Here is a 26,160-nt window from a genome sequence, read left to right on the forward strand (position 1 = left end):
TGCAAATGTAAAAAATTAAATTAAATGTTCTACTAAAAATACTTAAATTTTTCCTTTCAGTGTTCAATAAATTTTATAAATTTGCAGCTCGTTAAAACGACGCACACACAACTAACTACAAAACAACAAATTATAATGTCGCACCTAGAACCAGAAGCTAAAATTTTTGCTTGTTCACAAAGTGTTTATCTTGCAGAAAAAATTGCAGAACAGTACGGAATTCCGTTAGGAAAAGTAACGATGTCAACGTATAGCGATGGAGAATTTCAGCCGTCTTACGAAGAATCAATTAGAGGATTACGCGTTTTTATAGTATGTTCCACTTTCCCATCGGCAGATAATTTGATGGAATTGTTACTAATGATTGATGCTGCAAAACGCGCATCAGCAAGACATATTACAGCTGTTATGCCTTATTTTGGCTGGGCAAGACAGGATAGAAAAGACAAGCCAAGAGTTCCAATTGGAGCTAAGTTAGTAGCAAACCTATTAACTGCTGCAGGAGCAACAAGAATCATGACAATGGATTTGCACGCAGACCAGATTCAGGGATTCTTTGAAAAACCAGTAGATCATTTATTTGCTTCTACAATCTTTTTGCCTTACGTGCAGAGTTTAAAGTTAGAAAACTTAACTATTGCATCTCCAGACATGGGAGGATCAAAAAGAGCTTATGCTTACTCTAAGTTTTTAGAATCAGATGTAGTAATCTGTTACAAACAAAGAAAAGCAGCTAACATTATCGACACTATGGAATTGATTGGTGAAGTAAAAGGTCGTAATGTAATCTTAGTAGATGATATGATCGATACAGGCGGAACTTTAGCAAAAGCAGCCGACTTAATGATCGAAAAAGGAGCACTAAGCGTAAGAGCAATTTGTACACACGCTATTTTATCTGGCGGGGCGTATGAAAAAATTGAAAATTCAAAACTAACAGAATTAATCGTAACCGATTCTATTCCGTTAAAGAAACAGTCAAACAAAATTAGAGTAGTGAGTTGTGCACCTCTTTTTGCCGAAGTTATGCACATGGTACACCACAACAATTCCATTAGTGGAAAATTTATAATGTAATTTTTGGTAATAGGCTTTAGGCAGTAAGCTTTAAGCGTTTCCCAAAATTTATAAAGAAGCCTAAAGCCTATTGCTTAAAGCTTACAGCAAATTAGAATATTTATTAATAACTATATTTTTTTACAATGAAATCGATTACAATTAAAGGATCAGAAAGAGAAAGCGTGGGCAAAGTGTCAACTAAAGCCTTACGTAATGCTGGAGCGGTTCCTTGCGTGTTATACGGAGGAAATCAGGCAGTACATTTCTCAGCGGACGCTGCGGCATTCAAAAACTTGGTTTACACTCCAAACGCTCACACAGTTGTGATCGAACTTGGAAAAGGAAAATCATTCAATGCAATTTTGCAAGACATTCAAGTACACCCAGTATCTGACAAAATTTTACACATTGACTTCTTTCAATTATTTGATGACAAAGAAATCACTATGGAAGTTCCTGTGAAAATTGTTGGTACATCTAAAGGTGTTCTTGCAGGTGGTGTTTTACGTTTAAACACTCGTAAATTAAAAGTAAAAGCTTTACCTAAAAATCTTCCTGATTTTGTTGAAGCTGATATTACGCCGCTTGAAATGGGTAACAAATTATACGTTACTAAAGTTGGACAACCTGAGTACAAAATTATGCACCCAGACAACACAGTTGTTGCTCAAGTAAGAATTTCTCGTGCTGCTATGAAAGCTGCTCAAGAAGCTGCAAAAGCTGCAAAAGCTCCTGCAAAAGGAAAGAAAAAATAATTTTTTTTCAACTCAATACAAAAAGCCTCAATCTTTCGATTGGGGCTTTTTTTTAGGTTCTAAGTTTCTAAGGTACTGAGATACTAAGTTTTTTCATCGGTGTCAGGCTGAGCGAAGTCGAAGCCTTTTTTTATAGTTATTTTTAGAAGCAGAAACTTTTCGTTTTTTTCAAGATCCGACATTCCTGCCATCCGCTATATCTTTTCCTGGCTAAAGGAGCCAGAAAAAGGATGCCGCTTCTGTCAGGGCTAGCGAGAAGGTATCTTTTTTATAAGATTCTAAGATACTAAGAATCTGGGTTGCTAAGAGAAAATCTGCATAATCAGCTAAATCTGTGAGAGATGTTTTCTTTGTGCTCTTTGTGTATTACTATAACTGTAAGAAACTATTTCTTAGCGACCTTTGCGTAAAACCTTAGCGAACTTTGCGTTAAAATCACAACCAGCAAATAATTATCTAATTATCCAATTGCCACATTCTCTAATTAATCTTATTTTTGCCCAATGATAAAATGGATAACAAAACTGTTTTCATCAACACAAAAAGAAGAGAACATAGATAATATGAAGAAATATTTAATCGTAGGTTTAGGAAATATCGGTGCTGAATATGTAAATACGAGACACAATATCGGATTTAAAGTATTAGACTTTTTAGCGAGAAAGGAAAGCCTTTCATTCGAAACCGTAAAGCTGGGATCTTTAGCCGAATATAAATTTAAAGGAAGAACTTTTTTTCTTTTAAAGCCAAATACTTATATGAACTTAAGTGGTAAAGCGGTAAAATACTGGATGGATAAAGAAAATATTCCGTTGGAAAATATTCTGGTTATTACAGACGATTTAAACTTGTCATTCGGAACTATCAGAATCAAACCAAAAGGAAGTGACGGCGGTCATAACGGACTTAAAAACATCAATCTCGTTTTGAATACACAAAACTATACCCGCTTTAGATTTGGAATTAGTGACCAGTTCAAAAAGGGCCAGCAGATCGATTATGTTTTAGGAGAATGGAACGATGAAGAAAATTCCAAATTACCGGAACGTTTAGAAATGTCGGCAGAAATTATAAAATCTTTTGGAACCGCCGGATTAGAAAATACGATGACTACTTTTAATGGAAAATAAAGATTTACAGGTATTTAATCTTCAAAAAATCAATTTATCAGGTTTTTAAATCGAATTATAACGAAATAGTATTTTCAATTCCAAAGTTAAATGTCTAAATTTGGAATAAATATAGTATAAACCATAAAAATCGTAATACCATGGCTTTTGAATTACCACAATTACCTTATGCATATGATGCACTAGAACCACATATTGATGCGCGTACAATGGAAATCCATCATACAAAGCACCACAATGCATATACTACAAATCTTAACGCAGCAATCGCTGGAACAGATTTAGAGGGAAAAACAATCGAAAACATCTTAATCAACTTAGACAAATCTAACGCTGCAGTTCGTAATAATGGTGGAGGTTTTTATAACCACAATTTATTCTGGACTGTAATGTCTCCAGACGGAGGAGGATTACCAACAGGAGATTTATTAGCTGCTATCGAATCTTCTTTTGGAAGTTTCGAAGAGTTTAAAGCAAAATTTGCTAAAGCTGGAGCAACTCAATTTGGTTCAGGATGGGCTTGGTTAACAGTACTTAAAGGAGGAAAATTAGAAGTTGTAGGTACTCCAAATCAAGATAATCCATTAATGCCGGAAGTTGCTGGTAACGGTGGAACTCCAATCTTAGGAATGGACGTTTGGGAACACGCTTACTATTTAAACTACCAAAACAGAAGACCAGATTATATTGAAGCTTTCTTCAGTGTAATTAACTGGACAGAAGTGGCAAGAAGATTTGCTTTAGACAAATAGTCGAAAATAGAGCATAGAATATAGAAAAAAGACGAGCGCTGGTTCGTCTTTTTTTTATGCCCATTTTTTAAGTCTTTATACTATACTCTATTTCTTTTCTCTGAAAAAAAAGAAAATAAAAAAGGCGGAATCTCTTCCACCTTTTTTGCCCCAAATCTACCATAAACTTAACCTACTAATGTTATGGTTTAGTAAATGTATGCCGACTATTTTTATAAAAAAAACTTTTTAGATGAAAGGTAAATATATCCGACAAAGTCAATATAAGGTCTGTAGAGCAGTTTTTCGAAAAGAATAAAATAAAAAAGGCGGAATCTCTTCCACCTTTTTTGCCCCAAATCTACCATAAACTTAACCTACTAATGTTATGGTTTAGTAAATGTATGGCAGCTATTTTTGTGAAAAAAAAAATTCTGATGAAAGGTAAATATATCCGACAAAGTGAAGATAATTGTCTAAAATTGAAATATTTCAGTTTATTTCAATAAAAAAGGTGGAATTACTTCCACCCTTTTTGCCCCAAATCTACCATAAACTTAACCTACTAATGTTATGGTCTCTCAAAAGTATTGTAGCTTTTCAATTTCACCAAACAAACAGGATGAACGGCAAAAAAAACCGATGAAATGCACTATTTAACCTTTTGTTAATACTTTTTTAATAAGCTCGAGCGTCTTTTCCTTCGTAAAAATTCATAAAAGCACGATTTACAACTCGATTTCCACCTGGAGTTGGGTAGTCTCCAGTGAAGTACCAGTCTCCTAAATTTTTAGGGCAGGCAATATGTAAATCTTCTACTTTTTGGAAAATGATTTTTACTTCGGCATTAATTTCCGGAGAACTCAACATTTCTGCAATTTTATCTGAAATCTCTTCTGGAGTAAATTGATCGTAAATTGCAGTTACATAATTTATAACATCTTTATCTTCAAAGTTTTCCTGTGCTTTACATTTCGCATAAACTTCGTCAACAATATGATATAGGTTTCTTTCTTTTAATAAAGTCAAGGCAGCTCTAAAAGCAACAAGTCCTTCTAGTTTTGCCATATCAATTCCGTAACAATCTGGGTAACGAATTTGCGGGGCAGATGAAACAATTACAATACGTTTTGGTTTCAAACGATCCATCATCTTGATGATACTCATTTTTAGAGTCGTACCACGAACAATACTATCGTCAATAATAACCAAATTATCTTCTGGTTTAATTACTCCGTAAGTAACATCGTAAACGTGAGCTACTAAATCATCACGGCTGCTGTCTTCAGTAATAAAGGTTCTAAGTTTAGCATCTTTAATAGCAACTTTCTCAGTACGTATTTTTACAGCTAAAAGTTCCTGAAGTGTTTCAGTAGTAAGTGTATTTCTATTTTCTAAAATATAATTGTTTTTTCTCTGATTTAAGAAATCCTGAGCTGCTTCAACTAAACCATAAAATGAAGTTTCGGCTGTATTAGGGATGTAAGAGAAAACAGTGTTGTCTGTATCGCTGTCAATAGCTTTAAGAACAGCAGGTAAAATTAATTTACCTAAGTTTTTACGTTCTTGATAGATTTCTGCATCACTTCCTCTTGAGAAATAAATTCTTTCAAACGAACATGCTTTTTTAACAGTTGGTTCTAAGATTTGCTGCATTGAAACTTTTCCGCTTTTCTTGATAATCAAAGCATTTCCTGGATCAATTTCCTGAACACTTTCAAAAGGCACATTGAAAACGGTTTGAATAACAGGTCTTTCAGAAGCTACCACAACTACCTCGTCATCTTGATAGAAATATGCAGGACGAATTCCGGCTGGATCTCTAAATACAAAAGCATCACCATGACCTAATAATCCGGCCATTGCGTAACCTCCGTCTAAGTTTTTAGCTGAACGTGCTAATATTTTCGCAATATCCAAACGCTCTGCAATAACTGGAGAAGCTTCTCTTTTAGAATAACCTTCGGCTTTACAGTCTTGGTACAATTGCATAACTTCTTTATCTAAGAAATGGCCAATTTTTTCCATTACCGTAACAGTATCTGCCATTTCTTTTGGATGCTGTCCAAGCTCAACCAGATTTTCGAAAAGTTCTTTAACGTTTGTCATGTTAAAGTTTCCGGCCAAGATCAAGTTACGATGCATCCAGTTACTTTGACGTAAAAATGGGTGAACACTTTCGATGCTGTTTTTTCCAAAAGTTCCATAACGAACGTGTCCTAAAAACAATTCGCCTACATACGGAATTTCAGATTTTATTTTTTGAACATCATCACCAATTTCTGGCTGTGCTTTTAACTCTTCGCTGATTCTCTCATTGATTTGTTTAAAAACATCTTGAATTGGCTGTGAGTGATTCGAACGAACACGGCTTATGTAGCGTTGTCCAGGTTCAACATCCAATTTAATGCTTGCAAAACCAGCGCCGTCTTGTCCACGGTTGTGCTGTTTTTCCATCATTAAATACATTTTCTGGATTCCGTAAAAAGCAGTTCCGTATTTTTCTTTATAATATTCAAGCGGTTTAAGAAGTCTGACTAAGGCTATACCACATTCGTGTTTTAAAGCGTCGCTCATTGTTTTTGTTTTTTGTGTGTTGTGTAAGTTGTGTGTATTAACGTAATAAAAAAGCCCCGTTTTATCGAGGCTTTTGCGCATTATATTTCTATGTCAAACTGAGTTAACGACTTAAATTGCTGTAATCGAATCGCTACTTCTGTTTTGCTTAATGTTTCCATCCTTTCGGTTCCAAATTTCTCTACGCAGAACGAAGCTAAGTTTGAACCGTAAATAATTGCATTTTTCATGTTTCCAAAAGAAATGTTTTCGCTTTGCGCAATAAATCCAGAGAAACCACCTGCGAAAGTGTCTCCAGCTCCTGTTGGATCGAAAACTTCTTCTAATGGTAGAGCTGGTGCAAAGAATACTTCTCTATTGTGGAATAAAAGCGCGCCGTGTTCTCCTTTTTTGATCACCACATATTTTGGTCCCATGTCCTGGATTTTAGCGGCAGCTTTAACTAATGAATATTCACCAGAAAGTTGTCTTGCTTCTTCGTCATTGATTGTAATAACATCTACACGTTTAATAACGTCTAATAATTCTGGAAGAGCGCAGTCCATCCAAAAGTTCATAGTATCTAAAACTACTAATTTTGGTTTTTTCTCCATTTGATCCAAAACACTGCTTTGTACTAACGGATGTAAGTTTCCTAACATCACAACATCAGCGTCTTTGTAGTTTTGAGGAACTTTTGGCTGAAAATCAGCTAAAACGTTCAACTCAGTAACTAAAGTATCTCTAGAATTTAAATCGTTGTGATATAAACCGCTCCAGAAAAAGGTTTTACCGCCTTTTACAATTTCGATACCAGAGATATCAATATTTTTTGAAGTTAAAAGATCTAAATGTTCTTGAGGAAAATCGTCGCCAACTACAGAAACTATGGCCGATTGCAAGTTAAAAAATGATGCTGATAAACCAATGTATGTTGCAGCACCACCTAATATTTTATCTGTTTTTCCGAAAGGAGTTTCAATCGCGTCGAAAGCAACTGTTCCAACAATCAATAATTTATTCATTTTATGAATTTCGAATTAGGGTGCAAAGATACTCTATAAGTTACAATCTTGCAACGGTTTAGGTTCTCAAAATTTTCATAAAAAAATAATATCGATTTCGGATGTAATTCTATTGTAAATGAATGAATTATATTTGGTTTTGCAGAGTGCTTAAAATATGTTTTTTGGATTTAAATCGCAAGTTTTATTTTGGAATAATTCCGATGTTTTTCAAAGTTATCTACAACTCATACTTCTTATCAAAATAATTTTTCAAAATTCCAACTTGCACCAAAATCATAAAAGGAACAATCAATATGGCGTACATGATGTTTTTAGAGAAATGAATTCCTGAAAATGAATTTGCGATTTTATCAGAATATAATTTTCCAATTTCATCGATTTTCAGATTGTTTTCTGAAACTGAAAAAAGAGAAATATAAATTACTAAAGCCACTATAGCCAATCCCATCAAAATCCAAACAGGTTTAGAAATTAAAGGTTTGTAGGTTTTGAGTTTCTTCTCTTCTAATAACTCAACTTTAGCCATTATTTGAAAAGTGAAATCTATTGATGGTGACTGCAATTTTTCTTCAGCCATCATTTTCTCAATAAGTTGTTCTATATTTTTATCGCTCTCTTTCATAACATTGTATTATTTCTGGTTCTAACTGCTGTCTCAAAATTACGGCTAATTTTTGTCGGCTTCTAAATAATTTTACTTTCGCATTATTGGCTGATATATTCATGATTTTTCCAATTTCTTCTAAATTTTGATCATCAAAATAAAATAAAGTCAGAAGAAAGTTTTCATCATTAGGTAATAAATTTAAACATTTCTGAATGGTTTGCTTTCGTTCTTTTTCTTCTAAAGCGCTCAAAGCATTATCCATTGTTTTAATTAAATGAGAAGAAAATTCGTCTATCGAAATATTTAAATCGTCTTTTTTGCTTTTCTTCAATCTGTCCAGGCAAGTATTATAAGCAATTTTATAAATCCAGGTTGAAAATTTAGCATCACCTTTAAATTTGTTCAGTGAATTATAAATTTTAATGAATGTGTCTTGGGCAACTTCTTCTGCTTCTTCACGGTTTCTAACCATTTTGAGTGCCAGCGTAAAGATCATATCCTTATAACGATCTACAAGAACGGCAAAGGCATTGGTCTCGCCCTGCAGAACTTTGTCGATATAATGTTGGTCATTTATAGTACTCATATTATATAGGACGACAGTTTGTTTGTTTAGGTTACAAGAATTTTAAAATAAATTCAAAAATCTTTTACATATATAGAGGTGTCATTGAACTTTGTCAAAGTTTCAAACTTTGATAAAGTGGTTTAGTGAAAAATACATTCAAAATTAACTGATAATCAATTGTTTTTCAGGTTTTAAATTTAAAATTTGATTTTTTTTGCTAAATGTTGTAACCTCAAATTAAAAAGCCTCGTCATATGAAGTATCAATCAATTTAAAAACGTAAATAGTATGGACGAAAAAATTTTAATTCCAATTAGCTTTTTCTTAATGGTCTTCGGGATCGTTTATTTAATTTATTCAACAAGAAACAGAGAGCGTTTGGCACTTATAGAAAAAGGTGTCGATGCCAGTATCTTTATGCAAGGAAAGGGAAGCGGTGTTCCGGCATGGAAAATCTTTGTTGTAAATCTGGCCTTCTTATTAATAGGAAGCGGTGTAGGCATTTTTCTTGCTTTACTAATTACAACTTACACCTCTCTTAATGATGGTGCGGTTTATCCTTCTATTATTTTCATAATGGCCGGAGTTGGACTTTTAACAGGTTTTAAAACTGCAAAAGATCTAGACAAAGAATAAGAATAAGTAAGATTTTAAGTTAGTAAAAAAAACGCATCAAATATTTGATGCGTTTTTTTATTCTTTAGAGCCTATAGTTTCGTAATAAACGTCTACAGAAAGTTTAGGCTGCATAGATGCCATAACAGCAAGTTGGTCGCAGCGTTCGTTTTGTGGATGATTGTTATGACCTTTTATCCACTTAAAATCTACCTGATGTTTACGGTAAACAATTAAAAAGCGTTTCCATAAATCGGGATTTTTTCTTCCGGCGAATTTCTTTTTTTCCCAGCCTAGAACCCATTTTTTCTCAACTGAATCTACAACATATTTAGAATCAGAAATCACAAGGACTTTCATATTGGGATTTTTCAATTTCTCTAAACCTACAATTACAGCCAGAAGCTCCATTCTGTTATTTGTCGTAAGACGAAAACCTTCGTAAAATTCTTTTTTATGCGGAGTTCCAACCAATTCCATAACCACGCCATAGCCGCCGTTTCCGGGATTTCCTTTTGCCGCGCCATCTGTATATATATGTACTTCGTGATTCATTTATTTTAGATTATAGACTTTAGATTTCAGATTTTACATCTTTATCTAAAATTGGAATTTTATTTTTTGTTAACCATATAAGTTATATAAGTCCATTTAAAGTATTGTCTTATATTTTTTAGGTTATTAAAGGTTCATTCTAATTTTTAGTATTTTTTAAACGCCAGCCTTAAATTATCTTATATAACTTATATGGTTTTAAATTTTAGGATTTGAATCTTCCAGAATTCTATGAATAATCTCAGGAAAATGTTTTTGCTCTAGTTCATGAATCTTTTCGGCAACGGTTTCTGGGGTGTCATCTTCGGTTAAAAGAACATTTTGCTGAAATATGATGCCTCCTTCGTCATAGTTTTCATTTACATAATGAATAGAAATTCCCGTTTCTGTTTCTTTATTATTAACTATTGCCCTGTGTATGTGCATTCCGTACATTCCTTTTCCTCCATATTTAGGTAAAAGTGCCGGATGAATATTAATTATTTTGTTTGGATACTGCTCAATTATGTTTTCTGGAAACTTGAGTAAAAAACCGGCAAGAATAATTAAATCCGGGGCGATTTTTTGTATTTTTTGTAGTACGTTTCGTTCTAAAAGTTCGTTTTTTGAGAAGATTTCGACCGGAATTTGATGATTTTTTGCTCTTTCAATAACTTTTGCGGAAGCATTATTTGTAAAAACCGAAACCACCTTCGCTATTTCGATATCCGAAAAATATTTTATAATGTTCTCTGCGTTAGTTCCTGATCCTGAGGCAAAAACAATGATTTTTTTCATAATAGGATTTATTTTGAGAATGCAAAAAACGGAATAAAAAACGAAAATAAATAGCTTTAAAAGACCTTTCTTGAAATTAATTTTATAAATTAGTGTCACATTTATAAACTAAATAGTTGTTTTAAAATAAAGTTTTTTATTTTTGCCAACAAATTAAATTCTAAAATTAAAGATTATGTCAGACATTGCATCAAGAGTAAAAGCGATTATCGTAGACAAATTAGGTGTTGACGAAAACGAAGTTGTAACAGAAGCAAGCTTCACTAATGATTTAGGAGCTGACTCATTAGACACTGTTGAGCTTATTATGGAATTCGAAAAAGAATTTGATATTCAAATTCCAGACGATCAAGCAGAAAACATTGCTACTGTAGGTCAAGCTATTTCTTATATCGAGGAAGCTAAAAAATAATAATACCACACCCGAATTTTAAAAATTCCAAAGTTTGAATATCCAGATTCCAAAATTGGAGTTTGTTTTTTTAAAAATTGAAATTTCTAGAAATCGGGTGTTATTATTTTTTAAAATTTAAATTTCGATTGATTTTCAATCAAAAAGATATATTTATATTGTAATACCCATGGCTCTTAAGTAGCAATACAATTAAGAAAGCAATGGGTTTTATTTGTTTAAAAGACACAAAATACATAATTTATGGCATTAAGGCGAGTTGTTGTAACAGGATTAGGTGCACTTACTCCTATAGGGAATAATATCCAGGAATATTGGAATGCACTTGTGAATGGGGTAAGCGGAGCCGCTCCTATCACATATTATGATACAGAGAAGCATAAAACGAAATTTGCCTGCGAAGTGAAAAACTTCAATATTGAAGATTACATGGATCGCAAAGAATCTCGAAGACTAGATAAATTTGCTCAATATGCAATTGCTGCCAGTGACGAAGCTATTAAAGATGCTGGACTTACAGATGATAATATCGACAAAACAAGAGTTGGTGTTATCTGGGGAGCAGGAATTGGAGGTTTAGAAACTTTTCAGGATGAAGTAATTTATTATGCAAAAGGTGACGGAACTCCAAAATTCAATCCGTTTTTTATTCCTAAAATGATTGCTGATATTGCTCCTGCGCATATTTCTATGCGTAACGGGTATATGGGACCAAACTATACTACTGTTTCTGCATGTGCATCTTCTGCAAATGCATTAATTGATGCTTTCAACTACATTCGTTTAGGAATGTGTGATGTTATTATTTCTGGTGGTTCTGAAGCTGCCGTTACTATTGCAGGTATGGGAGGTTTTAGTTCAATGCATGCTTTGTCTACAAGAAACGAAAGTCCAGAAACCGCTTCAAGACCTTTTGATGCAACCAGAGATGGTTTCGTTTTAGGAGAAGGAGCAGGAGCTTTGGTTCTTGAAGATTACGAACACGCAAAAGCTAGAGGCGCAAAAATTTACTGTGAAATTGGAGGAGGCGGAATGTCATCTGATGCTTACCACTTAACAGCACCACATCCGGAAGGAATTGGAGTGATTGCAGTAATGAAAAATACATTAAAAGATGCTGGGATGAATCCAGAAGATGTGGATCATATCAACACTCACGGAACATCTACTCCATTAGGAGATGTAGCGGAGTTAAAAGCAATTAGTAAAGTTTTTGGCGAGCATGCTAAAAATATCAACATCAACTCTACAAAATCAATGACAGGACACTTACTTGGAGCTGCCGGAGCTATTGAAGCAATTGCTTCTATCCTGGCTATGAAACACAGTATAGTTCCTCCAACGATTAACCATACAGTTGTTGATGAAAATATCGATCCATCATTGAACCTTACCTTAAACAAGCCTCAAAAAAGAGAAGTAAATGTTGCTATGAGTAACACGTTTGGTTTTGGTGGTCACAATGCTTGTGTATTGTTTAAAAAATTAGCTGACTAATTTTCGGATATGAATATTATCAAAAAAATATTTTCTAAATCCCGTTCTCTAGAAGACGGGATTTTTTTTGACACTATTCAGAAAATTCTTGGTTTTCAGCCTGCAAATATTGAATTTTATAAAAAAGCCTTTACACACAGATCATCAAATAAATTAGATGAAGCAGGGCACCCTATTAATTACGAACGTCTTGAGTTTTTAGGTGATGCTATGTTAAGTGCTGTAATTGCTGCGCATTTATTTAATAAGGCACCAAATGGAGACGAAGGATATTTAACCAAAATGCGTTCAAAAATTGTAAGCCGGGAACATTTAAACGAACTTGGCAAAGACTTGAACTTAGTGCGTTTTGTAGAAAGTAAAGTGCCAGTACAGCATTTTGGCGAAAATATTCATGGTAATATTTTCGAATCGCTTATTGGAGCAATATATTTAGATAAAGGCTATTCATACTGCGAAAGATTTATTCAAAAAAGAGTTATTACACCTTATGTCGATATTGCAAGACTTGAAGGAAAAGTAATTAGTTATAAAAGTTTAGTTATCGAATGGTGTCAGAAAGAAAAGAGAATCTTTCATTATGATATTTTTGAAGATAATGGAATAGATGGACAGCGATTGTTTGGTGTCAAATTAAGCATAGACGATAAAGTGATCGCAAGAGCGCGTGCAACTTCAAAAAAGAAAGCAGAAGAGAAAGCTTCGCAAAGAGCATATTTTGCTTTCCAAGAAAAAATTGACAAGAAATAACTACAAAGCAGAGGTTATTTTGTTAAGGCTAAAACGTTTTCGTTTATAAATTAATAAAAACAAGCTCCTTATAACTATTGATGCTCCGTAAGAAATAGTATATTTACAACTTGATTTTTCATGACATGGCTATTCATAGATTGGATTTAGACGAATTTGACGAAATTGATTATTATTTAATGGCAATTCATACTTCATTAGAAGATTATAGACTAGCCTATTTTATCAATAAAAACCTTCCGATTAACTTAAGTAAGAGCAAAAACGAGATCCATGCTCAAACTAAAGAAGGTGAGGCAAATTTTTCGAGATTTTATTATTATGATTCTGAGAAAGCTGTTTCATGGAATTTGATTCAGAATAAAAATGAGATCATTTCTGTGAGTACAAATGATTTCCAGAATTTGTTTTCTAATGAAACAAGTGAGGTTTCTACAACAATTCATTTACTTCCTGAATTCAAAAAGGTAGATTTTTTCCTGAAAATTGATAACAGCGAAGAGGCAGTTGATTTTTCAGAAATTCAGCAAAAATTAAATTCAATAGAAAGTATTGCAGCAATTTATGCTGTCGATACCAATAAAATAAAATCAAAAAACAATCTAATTTTTTAAAAAAAATGTTAACAAACAAGAAAACCAAAATTGTAGCTACATTAGGTCCTGCATGTGGTACAAGAGAGATCATTAAAGATATGATCGAAGCAGGGGTTAATGTGTTTAGAGTCAATTTTTCGCATGCAGATTACGAAGGAGTAAAAGAAAAAATCGGTATCATTAGAGGATTAAACGAAGAGTTTGGTTACACAACAGCAATTCTGGGTGATTTGCAAGGACCAAAACTTAGAGTTGGTGTGATGGAAGAAGGTACAGTAGTACACGATGGTGATACTATTACTTTTACAACTGCAGAAGATATTATTGGAACGGCTCAAAAAGTGTTCATGAAATATCAAAATTTCCCAAATGATGTTAACCCTGGAGAGCGTATTTTGCTTGACGACGGTAAATTGATTTTCGAAATTCTTTCAACAGACAAAAAAACGGAAGTTGTTGCTAAAGTTATTCAAGGTGGAGAATTAAAATCTAAAAAAGGAGTAAATCTTCCAAACACAAAGATTTCATTACCAGCTTTAACTGAAAAAGATATCGCTGATGCGATTTTTGCAATTGAGCAAAAAGTAGACTGGATCGCACTTTCATTCGTGAAAACACCTCGCGATTTACAAGATTTACAAGAATTAATCGCTAAGCATTCAGAAGTTAAAATTCCAATTATTGCTAAAATTGAAATGCCGGAAGCTCTTGAGAACATGGATAAAATTGTAGCATATTGTGATGGTTTAATGGTTGCTCGTGGAGATCTAGGAGTTGAACTTCCTGCTCATGAAGTACCATTAGTACAAAAAGATTTAATTCGCAGAGCCAAAACGGCTAGAATTCCAGTTATTGTGGCAACACAAATGATGGAAACAATGATTACAAGTTTAACCCCAACAAGAGCAGAGGTAAACGACGTTGCTAACTCTGTAATGGACGGTGCTGATGCTGTAATGTTGTCTGGAGAAACAGCTACAGGAAACTATCCTGTACAGGTTATTCAGAGAATGACACAAATTTGTGAGGCTGTAGAGGATTCTCCGCTAATTCAAGTACCGCAAAATACACCACAAATTAAAACAAAACGTTTTGTTACTAAAACAGTTTGCCACCAAGCAGCTTTATTAGCTAATGAAATCGAAGCTAAAGCTATTTGTACTTTAACAAACAGCGGTTACACTGCTTTCCAAATTTCGGCTTGGAGACCATCAACGGCACATATTTTAGTATTTACTTCAAACAGAAGAATCTTAACACAATTGAATTTATTATGGGGAGTTAAATCATTCTTCTATGATAATGAAGAAAGTACAGACGATACTGTTACAGATGTAAATCAAATTGCAGTTGAAAAAGGATACGCAGTAAAAGGAGATTATTTAATCAACCTTGCAGCAATGCCAATTAAAGATAAAGGAATGGTTAACACCATGAGAGTTTCTGAAATAGAATAGTAGGTAAAGATCCTATATATTAAAAACCATCCGGTATCGGGTGGTTTTTTTTGTTAAAGTCTTAAAAATGTAAGAAAATATATAAAAAATCAATATATTTGATTTCTTTCATTAATGAAATTGAAATACCACACTTCAATACGTAAGAGAGTCAATTGAATGACTCAAAATTTCTCAAAAATAAATAATCTAAAAATTTAAGAATTATTTTAAGGAATGCTGCAAATTATCATTTGCTGTATTTTAAAACAAAATAATGCCTTTTTGATGTTGCAAGTTATAATTTGCAACAATGTAGTGACTTAAAAATAAACAGTTTAGAGTTTTTATTATTTAATTTTGAGATCCTTAACAAAACGTTAAAAAAAAGCTGTCTGCAAATTCCCTCATTGTCAACAGTTCAAAATGCTCTAAAAGATTGCTTTTAATGTAGGTTATTTTCTACATAATTTTTGTAGAAAACATAGTTTGATTTTTAAATGAAACCATTATACAACGAATTATTAACAAATCTTATTACCATGAAACAAAGTAAACTTAGAAATGCCTTAATGCTTTTTGCATTAGTATGCTTCACAATTGTTCAGGTGAAAGCTCAGAGTAAAAAACCTAACATCCTTATAATATGGGGAGATGATATTGGTATTAGCAATATTAGCGCCTACAGCAGCGGGTTAATGGGGTATACAACACCTAATATAGATCGTTTAGCAACTGAAGGTGCGCGACTTTTACAATATTATGGAGAACAAAGTTGTACAGCAGGCCGTGCGGCTTTTTTAACTGGACAGCACGGTATTAGAACTGGATTGACTAAAGTTGGTTATCCTGGTGCACCAATGGGAATGAGCCAGTTAGATCCATCTATTGGGGGGATCATGAAAAATTTAGGATATGCCACTGGACAATTTGGTAAAAATCATGTTGGGGATCGAAATGAAAACCTTCCCACTGTAAATGGTTTTGATGAATTTTTTGGCAATCTCTATCATTTAAACGCAGAAGAGGAGCCAGAATTACCAGACTATCCTAAGGATCCTGCTTATTTGGCTAAATATGGACCAAGAGGAGTATTAAAATGTACAGCTACAAGTGCTGATGATGGTACTGTTGATCCTCGTTTTGGAAAAGTTGGAAAACAAAAAATTGAAGATACCGGAGCTCTTACCAAAAAAAGAATGGAAACTGTTGATGATGAAACTTCAGCAGCAGCAATAGACTTTATAAAAAGACAAGTTGCTGCCGGAAAACCTTTCTTTGTATGGTGGAATGGTACTCGCATGCACTTACGTACACATGTGAGAGCTGAAAATCGTGGTAAATACACTCATGGAGACAGCGAATATATTGATGGAATGATTGAACATGATATTACTGTTGGAACATTATTAAAAGCTTTAGACGATTTAGGAGTTGCAGATAATACAATTGTTATGTATTCTACAGATAATGGTCCACACATGAATACATGGCCAGATGGAGCAATGACACCATTTCGTTCTGAAAAAAATACTAATTGGGAAGGAGCTTTTCGAGTTCCTTGTTTAGTACGCTGGCCGGGAGTAATTAAACCAGGGACAATCTCAAGCGAGTTAATGTCTCATAATGACTGGATGCCAACATTAGCCTCAGTTGCAGGAGAGCCAGATTTGATAAAAAAACTGCTTACCGGATACAATGCCAATGGTAAAAACTATAAAGTACATTTAGATGGATTCGATCAATCTGCTTTATTGCGTGGTACTGGAAAAAGTGTTAGAGATAAATTCTTTTATTCTGATGATGATGGACTTTTGGTTGGTTTGCGAGAAGGAGACTATAAATTTGTGTTTGCAGAACAACGCCTGCAGGGAACAATGGGTGTTTGGGCTGAACCTTTTACAAAATTAAGATTAAACAAAATATACAATCTGTATCAAGATCCTTATGAAAGAGCAGATATAACTTCAAACACTTATTGGGACTGGGTTGTAAATCATGTAGGAGGAGCTTATGGTATGATCCAAGATGTAGTAGATTTTGCCGAAACTTTTAAAGAATATCCTCCTCGTTCTATACCGCCAAGTTTTTCTCCTGTTACAATTATGGAAGAAACACTTCAACAAATTAAATTGCAAAAAGCAATAAAAGCAGGCACACAGCCAGCAAAGAAAAAATAGAATATAAATAAAATAGAGCTTGAATTTCCCATACTTCAAGCTCTATAATTTAAAAATCAACATCATGATGCATAGAAAAATATATGTATTAGCACTGTTGCCTTTTTTTCTTTTTTCCTGTAAAAACAAATCAGAAGAAGCTGCAAGTGTTAATTCAAAGGATAGTTCTGCGGTTATAGTTGGCGATCCGCTGCCAAGCTGGAATAACGGACCATTAAAAGAAGATATTATTTCTTATGTCGAAAAAGTAACCAAAAAAGGAAGCCCTGATTTTATTCCGATAGAAGACAGAATCGCCACATTTGACAATGATGGAACATTATGGGCCGAGAAGCCTTATGTTCAGGAGTTGTTTGCTTTTTATCAGGTAAAAAAAATGGTGGAAGCCAATCCGGCTTTGGCACAAAAACAACCTTTTAAAGCGGTTATAGAAAAAGACAAAACCTATTTTGAGAAAGGCGGAGACAAAGCACTTATAGAACTTGTTGGCGCAACTCATACCGGAACCACCGAAGATGAATTTGAAACGTCGGTAAATGCATTTTTTAAAGATGCAAAATATCCCGGCAAGAATACCCCGGTTAGACAAATTCGTTATCAGCCTCAATTAGAACTGCTGAATTATCTTCGCTCAAACGGATTTAAAACCTTCATCGTAACCGGAGGAACAATAGAAGTTGTGAGAGCAATATCTCAGGATTTCTATGGAATCCCAAAAGATCAGGTTGTAGGTACTTCTTTCAAGTACAAATACGATGATGCTAAAAATGCAATACAGAGAGAATCCGCTTTAGATCATTTTAATGATAAAGAAGGAAAACCTGCAGGCATACAATTACATATTGGCCAGCGTCCTGTTTTTGCCTGCGGAAACGAAGGAGGTGCCGGAGATATTGCTATGCTCAAATATTCGCAGGGAAATAAATATCCGTCATTTCAATTGCTGGTAAATCATAATGATTCTATTAGAGAATACAGTTATCAGGAAAAAGATAATTTGTCGTTAAGTACAGCTGCAAAAAACAAGTGGCATGTGGTCAGCATTAAAGACGATTGGAAAAAGGTTTTTTCAGATAAATAATTTGAGTTAGTCAAGGTCTAAAATGAAACAGCTTTAATACTTGAAAAAGTTGTTTCATTTGGGCTTTAGAAGTGATTAAAATCTTTTAAAAAGAATATCTATGAAAAGAATTAAAAATTACATCACTAATAAATTATTACTCAGTTTATCTCTTTTTGTTTTGTCATTTACTGTTTTTGCACAAGACACACCGCCAAAAGCAGGAGCAAGTGCGCAGGAATTGGCAGATAAACTGGCAAATCCGGTTGCAAGTTTAATTAGTGTCCCGCTGCAAAATAATCTTACTTATGGGATTGGGCCATACAACGGAATAAAATATCAGATTAATATACAACCTGTTGTTCCATTTAAATTGAGTGAGAATCTAAACTTAATTACCCGTTATATTCTCCCTGTTGTAGATCAGCAGGATGTCACAGGAGCAAACACGCACGAGTTTGGTTTAAGCGATGCAACAATAACCGCTTTTTTTGCTCCTAAAACAAAAGGAATCATCTTTGGGGCTGGTCCGGCTTTTTTAGTACCAACTGCTACAGAAAAACTTTTAGGAACAGAAAAATTTGGAATTGGGCCAAGTATTTTGGTTATGCATCAGGGAAAAGGACTTTCTTTAGGTTTTTTGGCCAATCAAATTTGGTCAGTGGCAGGAGCATCAGATCGCGCTGATTTCAATCAATTTTACACTCAGATATTTCTAACACATAGTTATAAGAGCGGTGCAAGTTTAGGAATCAGTTCAGAAATTACACAAAACTGGCAGGGAAACACAACACTTATTACAATTAGTCCAAACGTTGGGGCAATCACAAAATTAGGCAGTCAGACAATGCAATTTGCTGTGATGCCATTAATTCCAATTGTAGGACATCAATCTATAAAACCCGATTGGGGTTTAAGAGCTGTTGTAGCATTTGTATTTCCGGGATCTTAAACCGTTTAATAAAAAAAATGAACTCACACCTTAATTAAAGATATGACATATTCCATGGAAAATTAGAGACGTGACAGAAGTAAAATAAATCATTCCTATGACCGAAAAAGCGGATAACAACGAGATTTTATTTGATCCAACGGCATCAAAAACAGAACGCTATGAAAAAGGCAGAGCGATTAGAAAAATAGTGCCCCGCTCTTCTCATCAGCAATATGTTCCGTTAGAAAATCGGGAAGATCCTATTGATGTTTTAATAAAAACCAGTATAGGAAGAATAGAAAGTTTACTGCCCATTCGCTACAGGAGAATGATAGAATCGCCTTTTGCATTCTTTCGCGGTGCAGCGTCAATAATGGCAGCAGATTTAAAGCAAACTCCTAATACGGGAATAGATTTACAACTTTGCGGAGATTGTCATTTGATGAATTTTGGAGGATTTGCAACGCCGGAACGGAAACTCGTTTTTGATATTAATGATTTTGATGAAACTTTTCCGGGTCCTTGGGAATGGGATCTAAAACGATTAGCGGCAAGTTTTGCCATTGCCGGAAGATGGAAAAAATTTTCGAACAAAATTTGCAAAGAACTTGCCTGGCATGCTGCAGACAGTTATAAAAGACATATGCTGGATTACAGTAAACTCTCGGCATTGCAAATTTGGTACGCTGATATTGATTTGGCCGAACTCATTGAGCTGGGAAAAGACGAAGAGATAAAAGAATTTCATCAAAAGAGAATAAAAAAAGCCGCCGAATATACGGCACATGAAAAAGAATTTGCAAAAATGACGTATCAAGACGGAGTTCGGGCCAGAATCAAAGATGAACCGCCGCTAATATATCATCCGTCAGGAAATGAAGAAGACCAAATACTTAAAGAAGCAGAGATAGTGCATAAACGATACCTAAAGTCATTACCCGAAGACAAACAGGTTTTGTTAAGCCGATATTCAATGCATGATTTTGCCATAAAAGTGGTAGGCGTAGGAAGTGTGGGAACACTTTGCGGTATTAGTTTATTAATGTCGGCTACAGGAGAACCTATTTTTTTGCAGTTTAAAGAGGCAAGAAAAAGCGTGCTGGAAGAACATATAAAAACAAAAGCCAAGTACACACATCAGGGCGAAAGAATTGTAATAGGACAAAAGTTAATGCAATCTGCCTCAGATATGTTTTTAGGATGGACCAATGATGATAAAGGCCGATTTTTTTACATTCGGCAGCTTCGTGATGCCAAAGTAAAGCCAGTGCTTGAAATCATGAAAGAAGAAAACATGAAAGATTATGCCAAAGCCTGCGGATGGGCACTTGCAAGAGCTCACGCACGTTCAGGCGATCCTTCGATACTCTCTGGATATATGGGAGACAGTAATGAATTTGCCAGCTCAGTTTCAAAATTTTCCATTTTATATGCAGACCAAAACGAATCAGATTATAACAAAATGCTCAAAGCAGTAAAAGACGGCAGACTGCCCATTTCAGCAGAAATATAAATTTCATTCGTTAAAAAGTTTTCTAATATAATTTATTAAAAACAAAAAGTCTTAAAATAAATAAGTAAGAAATTTACGAAGTGTATGTTGCTGGTTAAAATAAATGAATTATCTTTGAGTGTTACATAAAAGTCTGTATTATAGTTATTTGTGTTTTGTTAACGCATTGTCGAAGCCTTTATCGTTCATTCAAGATTTCAGAATTAATAATTTTCGAGTTAAGCCTATTAATCAATAATTTAAATTCTACAAGATGAATATTAAAAGAACAAATCTTCGCATTCTCCCAATTCTTTTTTTGGGATTAATTTACAGCTGTTCCCCAACTGTAAAAGTTACAACTGATTATGATCATGCTGCAAATTTTAGCGAATACAAAACTTTTGCAGTTTACGATTTAAAAGCACAACAAGGTCAGGTAAATCAGTTAAATGTTGACCGTGTTACAAAGGCCATTCGTGCAGAAATGATTGCCAAAGGATTTACAGAAAGTGCCAATCCGGATTTAAGAGTAAATGCAGTTTCCATTTTAAAAAATAAAACTTCAGTATCTGCCGACACTAATTTTTATGGTTATGGCGGTATGTATCGACCATACGGATATTGGGGCGGCGGTGCCATGATGGGCGGCGCTAATACAACCTTTAATTCATACGATTATGTTGATGGCTCACTGGTAATTGATATTGTTTCGACAAAATCGCAAAAACTGGTGTGGCAGGGAATTGGTAATGCTGAAATTGACAGTAAACCAGACAATCCGGAGGAATTTATTAATAGTTCTATCAAAAAAATCTTAGCCGGATTTCCTCCCGGATCAGAAAAAAAATAATAGAATATAAGTTTTTATAACAGCTGTACTTTTTCTGAAAAGAGAAAGTACAGCAATTATAAAAAACACCTTGTTTTCTTTTGATTTTCTTCAAAAGAACCATGCTCCCTATTTATAAATTTAAGATCAAAGTTATGCAGGATATAGTACTTTCACTTTTCTTTTTTATAGCTACAATCGTTGGATTTGCTACTTCATTTATGGTTCTTTTTTCAAAGAAAAACTATTCAAAAAGCTTTTTTTTGGGACTGTTTTTGTTTAGTCTTGCAGTTGTAAGTATTTATAATTTTTACTTGTCGGCACATATTTTTAAAGAGTTTCCTGATCTTTTTATGATCACAAAATCTTTTATTTTTCTTGTTGCCCCGTGCGCTTTTTTGTATGTGCGCAGTGTGCTGTTTCCATACTCAGCTTTTAAAAATTATGACTGGCTTCACTTTTTACCCTTCTTGATTTATTTTTCACTTACGATTTTTGTATGGTTTGGAAATGTTACAAATCTCTATTTGGTTTATTATCTTTCTATAAAAGTAAAAAGTCCGTTTTCTGTGTTAAGTTTAAGTGTCTGGATGTTGTACGCTTTTTGCCAGACCATGATGATTTTAAATTATGATTTAAAAAAGTTCAAGGAAAATCATCTGCAAAAAATAAAAATTTTAAACTGGATCAGAGTTTATAATTTGATGATTTTGTTTTTGTTCTCTACTCTTTTTGTACACTTCTTTTTAATTAGCAGAGTCGACCGAATAGACTATTCCTGTTATATTTTGATTTCGCTGGTATTGGTTTTTACAGTATGCTGGCTCTATTTTAAACCGCAGATATTTTATGACGCGCAGGAGATTGATGAATTTAATATTGTTGAAGAGAATTTAGAAATTTTCACATCGAAAGAAACTAAAAATTCACTCCCGATGGTTAAAGAATTAACCACTGAAAAAAAGCAATTATATCTCTCTAAATTAGACAGTATTTTTGATTCAAAAAAACTCTTTTTAAAGAAAGATCTGGTGATTCGGGATATTGCCGAAGAAACCGGAATTACAGTAAACAACCTTTCTAATTTAATTAATTCAGAATTTAATCTCCATTTTCAGGATTATATAAACCTAAAACGAATCGAATATTTCAAAGAAAAAATAAACGATTTAGACTGGAAAGATCTATCACTCGAAGGAATGGCGTGGGCATCTGGTTTTAAATCCAGAACAACGTGTTTTAGAGCTTTTATAAAACATACCGGAAAATCTCCTTCAGAATATTTCAAAGTAATCAGAATAAACCCTGAAAAAACCAATTCCTATTTCTTTAAACAATCTTCAAACTAAAAAAAAAGAGTTTGTAAAGAAGAAATGTGAAGTCTAATTAATTTAAAAATGAAACCATGAAAACGAAATTAAAACAAAGACAAAATATAAAATCAGGACTCACGTTATTACTTCTTTTTCTCTGTTTTTACAGCAATGCACAACTTAAAGGCGGACATATTTTAGGTGCAATGGGCCTGCAGTCAGGAACGCAGACGCCGGCTAATACTCTCAGCGTTTATGTGCCGGGCTATTTATACGATGCTTCTTCTTTGCGGGATGCCAATGGTGATAAGTCTATAGCAAATCCAGATATTACGATGTTTATAACAGGTGTTGGGGCCAATTATGTAAGCGATTTAAAAATTTTAGGAGCCAATTACGGAGCTACTATTTTATTGGCTTTTGCTTCAAACACCATTCAGGGAAATTCTATAGATTCTAAAAATTCGCTTGCTTTTACAGATATGTATGTACAGCCTTTGCAATTAGGCTGGCATAATAAAAGAGCCGATTTTGTTTTTAGTTACCAAATGTATCTTCCAACCGGAAAATTCACAGCCGGAGCATCAGACAATGCCGGATTAGGAATGTTTATGAATGAGTTTTCGGCCGGAACAACTTTGTTTTTTAATGACAAAAAAACACTTCATTTCTCAGCTTTGGTCTCTTATGAAATCAACGGAAAGAAAAAAGACACCGAAATTAAAACCGGAGATATTTTAAGTATTGAAGGTGGTTTGGGAAAAACATTTTATATGATGAATGCCGAGAAAACAGCTCCAAAAGGAATTTTAAATGCAGGATTAATTTATTACCTGCAATACAAAGTGTCGAATGATAAAATTCCTGTTGGAAACCTGGTACTCGAACCAGATAAAGACCGCGTTGGAGCTTTGGGCGCTGAGGTAAATTATTTTCATATTGGCTGTACAACTTCGGCCGGATTGCGATGGGTTTCAGAATTGGGTGCCGAAAGCCGCTTTCAGGGGAATACTTTCTTCCTTACTCTGGCGCACGTTTTCAGCTTAACAAAAGAAAAAAAAGGATAACCAAAGCCCTTTAAAAGCTGCTGTTTTTTAAATGAATACGATAAATTTTAAATTGATTTAAATGAGAAATATACCTTCAGATTCTTTCCTGAAAAACAGAAAACTTTTTCAGCACATGGTTTTTATTTCTGCCTTTTTACTTTTTACTTTTCAAACCAGTATTGCTCAAAAACAACATATCAGCGTAAAAGATTCTCTCGACGGAGCTTTCGATTTAAGCGATTATATTATTTATGCGCATGGTTTTATTGTGGTACCAACTGTAATTACAGAACCGGCTTTGGGCGGAATTGGAGGCGCAATTGTACCCGTTTTTCTAAAAAAACACGCTCCGGTTATTGACGAAAACGGAAAAACACGTTTTATAAACCCCGATATAACAGGCGGAATTGGAATGTATACCGGAAACAAGAGCTGGATGGCAGGCGCGTTTCGATCTGGAACTCTTATAAAATCCAGAATATTATATCGTGTTATGGCAGGTTATGGCGAAATGAATTTATCTTTTTATGCCAATAATATTCCAAATGCAAAAGATCAGGAATTTAAGCTGAATTTTAAATCTACGATATTTTATACACAATGGTTAAAACAGTTTAATAACCCGAAATGGAGTGCGGGGCCGCAGTATTTATTTTTGAATTCTAAAATCAATCTGCCCGATGTAAATCTTCCTCCGCCGTTTGTAAAGCCGGGTGATATTAAAAGCACCATAAGTCAGCTGGGCGCTGCGATTCAGTTTGACGGACGCGATAATATATTTACACCAGATAAAGGAATACGGCTTCAGTCAGATTTCTTTTGGTCTGATGATGTCATTGGGAGCGATTACGATGCCTGGCGCGTCAACTTATCAGCAATAGGATTTTATCCATTAGCAAAAAAATTAATAGGCGGGCTTAGGGTAGAAGGAGAGCAGGCGTTTGGGAGTCCGCCTTTTTATTTATTGCCCGGGATTAATTTAAGAGGAATTCCCGCTGCCCGATATCAGGGAAAAACCAGCATCGTTACCGAAGCCGAATTACGATGGGATGTATACCGAAGATGGAGTCTTATGGGTTATGGCGGTTTAGCAAGTGCTTTTAACGATTGGGATAAAGCTTTTGCCAAACCCGTAATTTACAGCTACGGAACAGGATTTAGATATTTATTGGCCCGAAAATTCAAACTTCGAATGGGTGTAGATGTTGCAAAAGGTCCCGAAGACTGGGCCTATTATATTGTATTTGGAAGCAATTGGCTGAGATAATTATTGATTGTTGATTGTAAAAATTAAATTCCCGATAATTGTTTATCGAGAATTTAATTATAATTCGCGCACTTGCTTTGCTGGCGGCAAAAAATTATTTTTTCCAGTAAGGCGGAATGATTTTATTTTGTTTTTGGCTCAAAGCCAATAGTAAAATCGTTCCTAAAGCACAAAATACAATTGCTTGTATTGATCCTTCGGGACCAAATTCTCCTCCGGTTATAAATTCCGGACCTTGTATTTTGGCTTCTAATAAACTGCTTGTTTTTTCGTTTCCGGATGTTATCGCTCCAAAAATTCCCGACTGTGTAAAATTCCATGCAAAATGCAAAGCAATTGGCATCCATAAATTACGGCTGTAAATAAAAGCAGCACCCAGCATAAAACCTGCAGTTGTAATACATATTCCGGAAATTAATGTGCCGTGAGGATTCGCCAGGTGAAAAATGCCAAATAACACTGAAGAAATCGTAAGAGAAATGTAACTTCCCAGTTTTTCTTCCAGAATTCTAAATATAATACCGCGTACCAATATTTCTTCGATAATGGCAACAGTAAACATTATCGCAAAAGGAATCAGGATAAACGAAACAGGATTGATATTTACAACGCTGTAATTTCCGTTAAGGTACATTACTAAAATAGTAAAGGACTGTAAAACAAAACCAATCAAAATTCCAATGGTAAGATTTTTGGCAAGTCCATTTACAGAAAATTCCGTTATGGCTCTTTTATCGTATTTTTTAAAGAAAAGGATATAGCTAAAGATACAGGAGAAAGAAACAAAAAGCCCTTTTAAAAGATTTCGGTAGTCTTTTTCAAGTGGTGTTAAGGCTAATAATTTTACGGCAATCTGCTGGCCAATAATAACAACGGCCATAAAAGTAAGCAGCGCAAGAACGATTTTGACAACAGGGAAATTAAATATTTTTTGTTTTCGGGTAAGGGTTTCCATTTGATT

At 34.3% G+C, this 26,160-nt stretch carries 25 protein-coding genes; 18 read left to right on the forward strand and 7 right to left on the reverse strand.

The window, feature by feature from the left end; genetic code table 11:
- Nucleotides 1-135: 135 nt before the first annotated feature.
- From L1276_RS08090 to L1276_RS08105, 4 genes are all read left to right on the forward strand, one after another.
- Nucleotides 136-1,077, forward strand: coding sequence for a ribose-phosphate pyrophosphokinase (locus L1276_RS08090; protein ID WP_253786663.1), 942 nt, complete (start codon nucleotides 136-138; stop codon nucleotides 1,075-1,077).
- A gap of 125 nt (nucleotides 1,078-1,202) precedes the next feature.
- Nucleotides 1,203-1,814 (forward strand): 50S ribosomal protein L25/general stress protein Ctc, encoded by a 612-nt coding sequence (locus tag L1276_RS08095; RefSeq protein ID WP_253786665.1) that lies wholly within the window; start codon nucleotides 1,203-1,205, stop codon nucleotides 1,812-1,814.
- Nucleotides 1,815-2,317: 503 nt separating this feature from the next.
- Entirely contained in the window at nucleotides 2,318-2,944 is a 627-nt protein-coding gene (gene pth / locus L1276_RS08100) for an aminoacyl-tRNA hydrolase (RefSeq protein ID WP_253786667.1), read from the forward strand.
- 140 nt (nucleotides 2,945-3,084) lie between these two features.
- Nucleotides 3,085-3,696, forward strand: coding sequence for a superoxide dismutase (locus tag L1276_RS08105; protein ID WP_253786669.1), 612 nt, complete (start codon nucleotides 3,085-3,087; stop codon nucleotides 3,694-3,696).
- Between the two features lie 657 nt (nucleotides 3,697-4,353).
- Here the strand turns inward: L1276_RS08105 and L1276_RS08110 are convergent.
- The 4 genes from L1276_RS08110 to L1276_RS08125 all read right to left on the reverse strand — a co-directional run bounded on the left by L1276_RS08110 (nucleotide 4,354) and on the right by L1276_RS08125 (nucleotide 8,452).
- Nucleotides 4,354-6,252 carry an amidophosphoribosyltransferase gene (locus tag L1276_RS08110; RefSeq protein ID WP_253786671.1) on the reverse strand — a complete coding sequence of 633 codons (1,899 nt, stop codon included), beginning with the start codon at nucleotides 6,250-6,252 and terminating at the stop codon, nucleotides 4,354-4,356.
- 80 nt (nucleotides 6,253-6,332) lie between these two features.
- A complete protein-coding gene (locus L1276_RS08115) occupies nucleotides 6,333-7,256 on the reverse strand; it encodes a PfkB family carbohydrate kinase (protein ID WP_253786672.1) in 924 nt (307 codons plus the stop codon).
- Nucleotides 7,257-7,476: 220 nt separating this feature from the next.
- Complete coding sequence (locus tag L1276_RS08120) at nucleotides 7,477-7,881, reverse strand: hypothetical protein (RefSeq protein WP_253786674.1); 405 nt, start codon at nucleotides 7,879-7,881, stop codon at nucleotides 7,477-7,479.
- Complete coding sequence (locus tag L1276_RS08125) at nucleotides 7,865-8,452, reverse strand: RNA polymerase sigma factor (protein WP_253786677.1); 588 nt, start codon at nucleotides 8,450-8,452, stop codon at nucleotides 7,865-7,867. The genes L1276_RS08120 and L1276_RS08125 overlap by 17 nt, the downstream gene beginning before the upstream one ends.
- A 270-nt stretch (nucleotides 8,453-8,722) precedes the next feature.
- Between L1276_RS08125 and L1276_RS08130 the strand changes: the two genes are divergently transcribed.
- A complete protein-coding gene (locus L1276_RS08130) occupies nucleotides 8,723-9,070 on the forward strand; it encodes a DUF6249 domain-containing protein (RefSeq protein WP_253786679.1) in 348 nt (115 codons plus the stop codon).
- Between the two features lie 57 nt (nucleotides 9,071-9,127).
- Here L1276_RS08130 and rnhA read toward each other — a convergent pair whose 3' ends face one another.
- Together rnhA and purN are read right to left on the reverse strand one after the other, a co-directional pair.
- Nucleotides 9,128-9,604 carry a ribonuclease HI gene (gene rnhA / locus L1276_RS08135; protein ID WP_127338180.1) on the reverse strand — a complete coding sequence of 159 codons (477 nt, stop codon included), beginning with the start codon at nucleotides 9,602-9,604 and terminating at the stop codon, nucleotides 9,128-9,130.
- A gap of 198 nt (nucleotides 9,605-9,802) precedes the next feature.
- Complete coding sequence (gene purN, locus L1276_RS08140) at nucleotides 9,803-10,381, reverse strand: phosphoribosylglycinamide formyltransferase (protein ID WP_253786681.1); 579 nt, start codon at nucleotides 10,379-10,381, stop codon at nucleotides 9,803-9,805.
- Nucleotides 10,382-10,556: 175 nt separating this feature from the next.
- Between purN and L1276_RS08145 the strand changes: the two genes are divergently transcribed.
- From L1276_RS08145 to L1276_RS08205, 13 genes are all read left to right on the forward strand, one after another.
- Nucleotides 10,557-10,793 (forward strand): acyl carrier protein, encoded by a 237-nt coding sequence (locus tag L1276_RS08145; protein ID WP_007137004.1) that lies wholly within the window; start codon nucleotides 10,557-10,559, stop codon nucleotides 10,791-10,793.
- Nucleotides 10,794-11,036: 243 nt separating this feature from the next.
- Nucleotides 11,037-12,290, forward strand: coding sequence for a beta-ketoacyl-ACP synthase II (fabF, locus tag L1276_RS08150; RefSeq protein WP_253786683.1), 1,254 nt, complete (start codon nucleotides 11,037-11,039; stop codon nucleotides 12,288-12,290).
- Nucleotides 12,291-12,299: 9 nt separating this feature from the next.
- Nucleotides 12,300-13,040, forward strand: a complete 741-nt coding sequence (gene rnc, locus L1276_RS08155; protein ID WP_253786685.1) for a ribonuclease III — start codon at nucleotides 12,300-12,302, stop codon at nucleotides 13,038-13,040.
- 125 nt (nucleotides 13,041-13,165) lie between these two features.
- Nucleotides 13,166-13,654: an IPExxxVDY family protein gene (locus L1276_RS08160; RefSeq protein ID WP_012023224.1), complete on the forward strand. Its 489-nt coding sequence runs from the start codon at nucleotides 13,166-13,168 to the stop codon at nucleotides 13,652-13,654.
- A 5-nt stretch (nucleotides 13,655-13,659) separates the two neighbouring features.
- Entirely contained in the window at nucleotides 13,660-15,093 is a 1,434-nt protein-coding gene (gene pyk / locus L1276_RS08165; protein WP_253786687.1) for a pyruvate kinase, read from the forward strand.
- Between the two features lie 521 nt (nucleotides 15,094-15,614).
- Nucleotides 15,615-17,252, forward strand: a complete 1,638-nt coding sequence (locus tag L1276_RS08170) for an arylsulfatase (RefSeq protein ID WP_253786689.1) — start codon at nucleotides 15,615-15,617, stop codon at nucleotides 17,250-17,252.
- Between the two features lie 64 nt (nucleotides 17,253-17,316).
- Entirely contained in the window at nucleotides 17,317-18,333 is a 1,017-nt protein-coding gene (locus tag L1276_RS08175; protein ID WP_253786691.1) for an HAD family phosphatase, read from the forward strand.
- Between the two features lie 100 nt (nucleotides 18,334-18,433).
- Complete coding sequence (locus L1276_RS08180; protein WP_253786693.1) at nucleotides 18,434-19,264, forward strand: hypothetical protein; 831 nt, start codon at nucleotides 18,434-18,436, stop codon at nucleotides 19,262-19,264.
- Nucleotides 19,265-19,361: 97 nt separating this feature from the next.
- Nucleotides 19,362-20,759 carry a DUF2252 domain-containing protein gene (locus L1276_RS08185; RefSeq protein WP_253786695.1) on the forward strand — a complete coding sequence of 466 codons (1,398 nt, stop codon included), beginning with the start codon at nucleotides 19,362-19,364 and terminating at the stop codon, nucleotides 20,757-20,759.
- 253 nt (nucleotides 20,760-21,012) lie between these two features.
- Nucleotides 21,013-21,591: a DUF4136 domain-containing protein gene (locus L1276_RS08190; RefSeq protein ID WP_253786697.1), complete on the forward strand. Its 579-nt coding sequence runs from the start codon at nucleotides 21,013-21,015 to the stop codon at nucleotides 21,589-21,591.
- A 134-nt stretch (nucleotides 21,592-21,725) separates the two neighbouring features.
- On the forward strand, nucleotides 21,726-22,919 hold the full coding sequence (locus L1276_RS08195) for an AraC family transcriptional regulator (RefSeq protein ID WP_253786699.1): 1,194 nt from the start codon (nucleotides 21,726-21,728) through the stop codon (nucleotides 22,917-22,919).
- Nucleotides 22,920-22,975: 56 nt separating this feature from the next.
- A complete protein-coding gene (locus L1276_RS08200; protein ID WP_253786701.1) occupies nucleotides 22,976-23,950 on the forward strand; it encodes a transporter in 975 nt (324 codons plus the stop codon).
- 61 nt (nucleotides 23,951-24,011) lie between these two features.
- The gene (locus L1276_RS08205) at nucleotides 24,012-25,199 is read left to right on the forward strand and encodes a BamA/TamA family outer membrane protein (protein WP_253786702.1); all 1,188 of its coding nucleotides are present in this window, start codon (nucleotides 24,012-24,014) and stop codon (nucleotides 25,197-25,199) included.
- A 94-nt stretch (nucleotides 25,200-25,293) separates the two neighbouring features.
- Here L1276_RS08205 and L1276_RS08210 read toward each other — a convergent pair whose 3' ends face one another.
- Nucleotides 25,294-26,154 carry a CPBP family intramembrane glutamic endopeptidase gene (locus L1276_RS08210; protein WP_253786704.1) on the reverse strand — a complete coding sequence of 287 codons (861 nt, stop codon included), beginning with the start codon at nucleotides 26,152-26,154 and terminating at the stop codon, nucleotides 25,294-25,296.
- Nucleotides 26,155-26,160: the final 6 nt, after the last annotated feature.

This window comes from Flavobacterium sp. HSC-32F16 (genome assembly GCF_024171645.1).
GTDB lineage: Bacteria > Bacteroidota > Bacteroidia > Flavobacteriales > Flavobacteriaceae > Flavobacterium.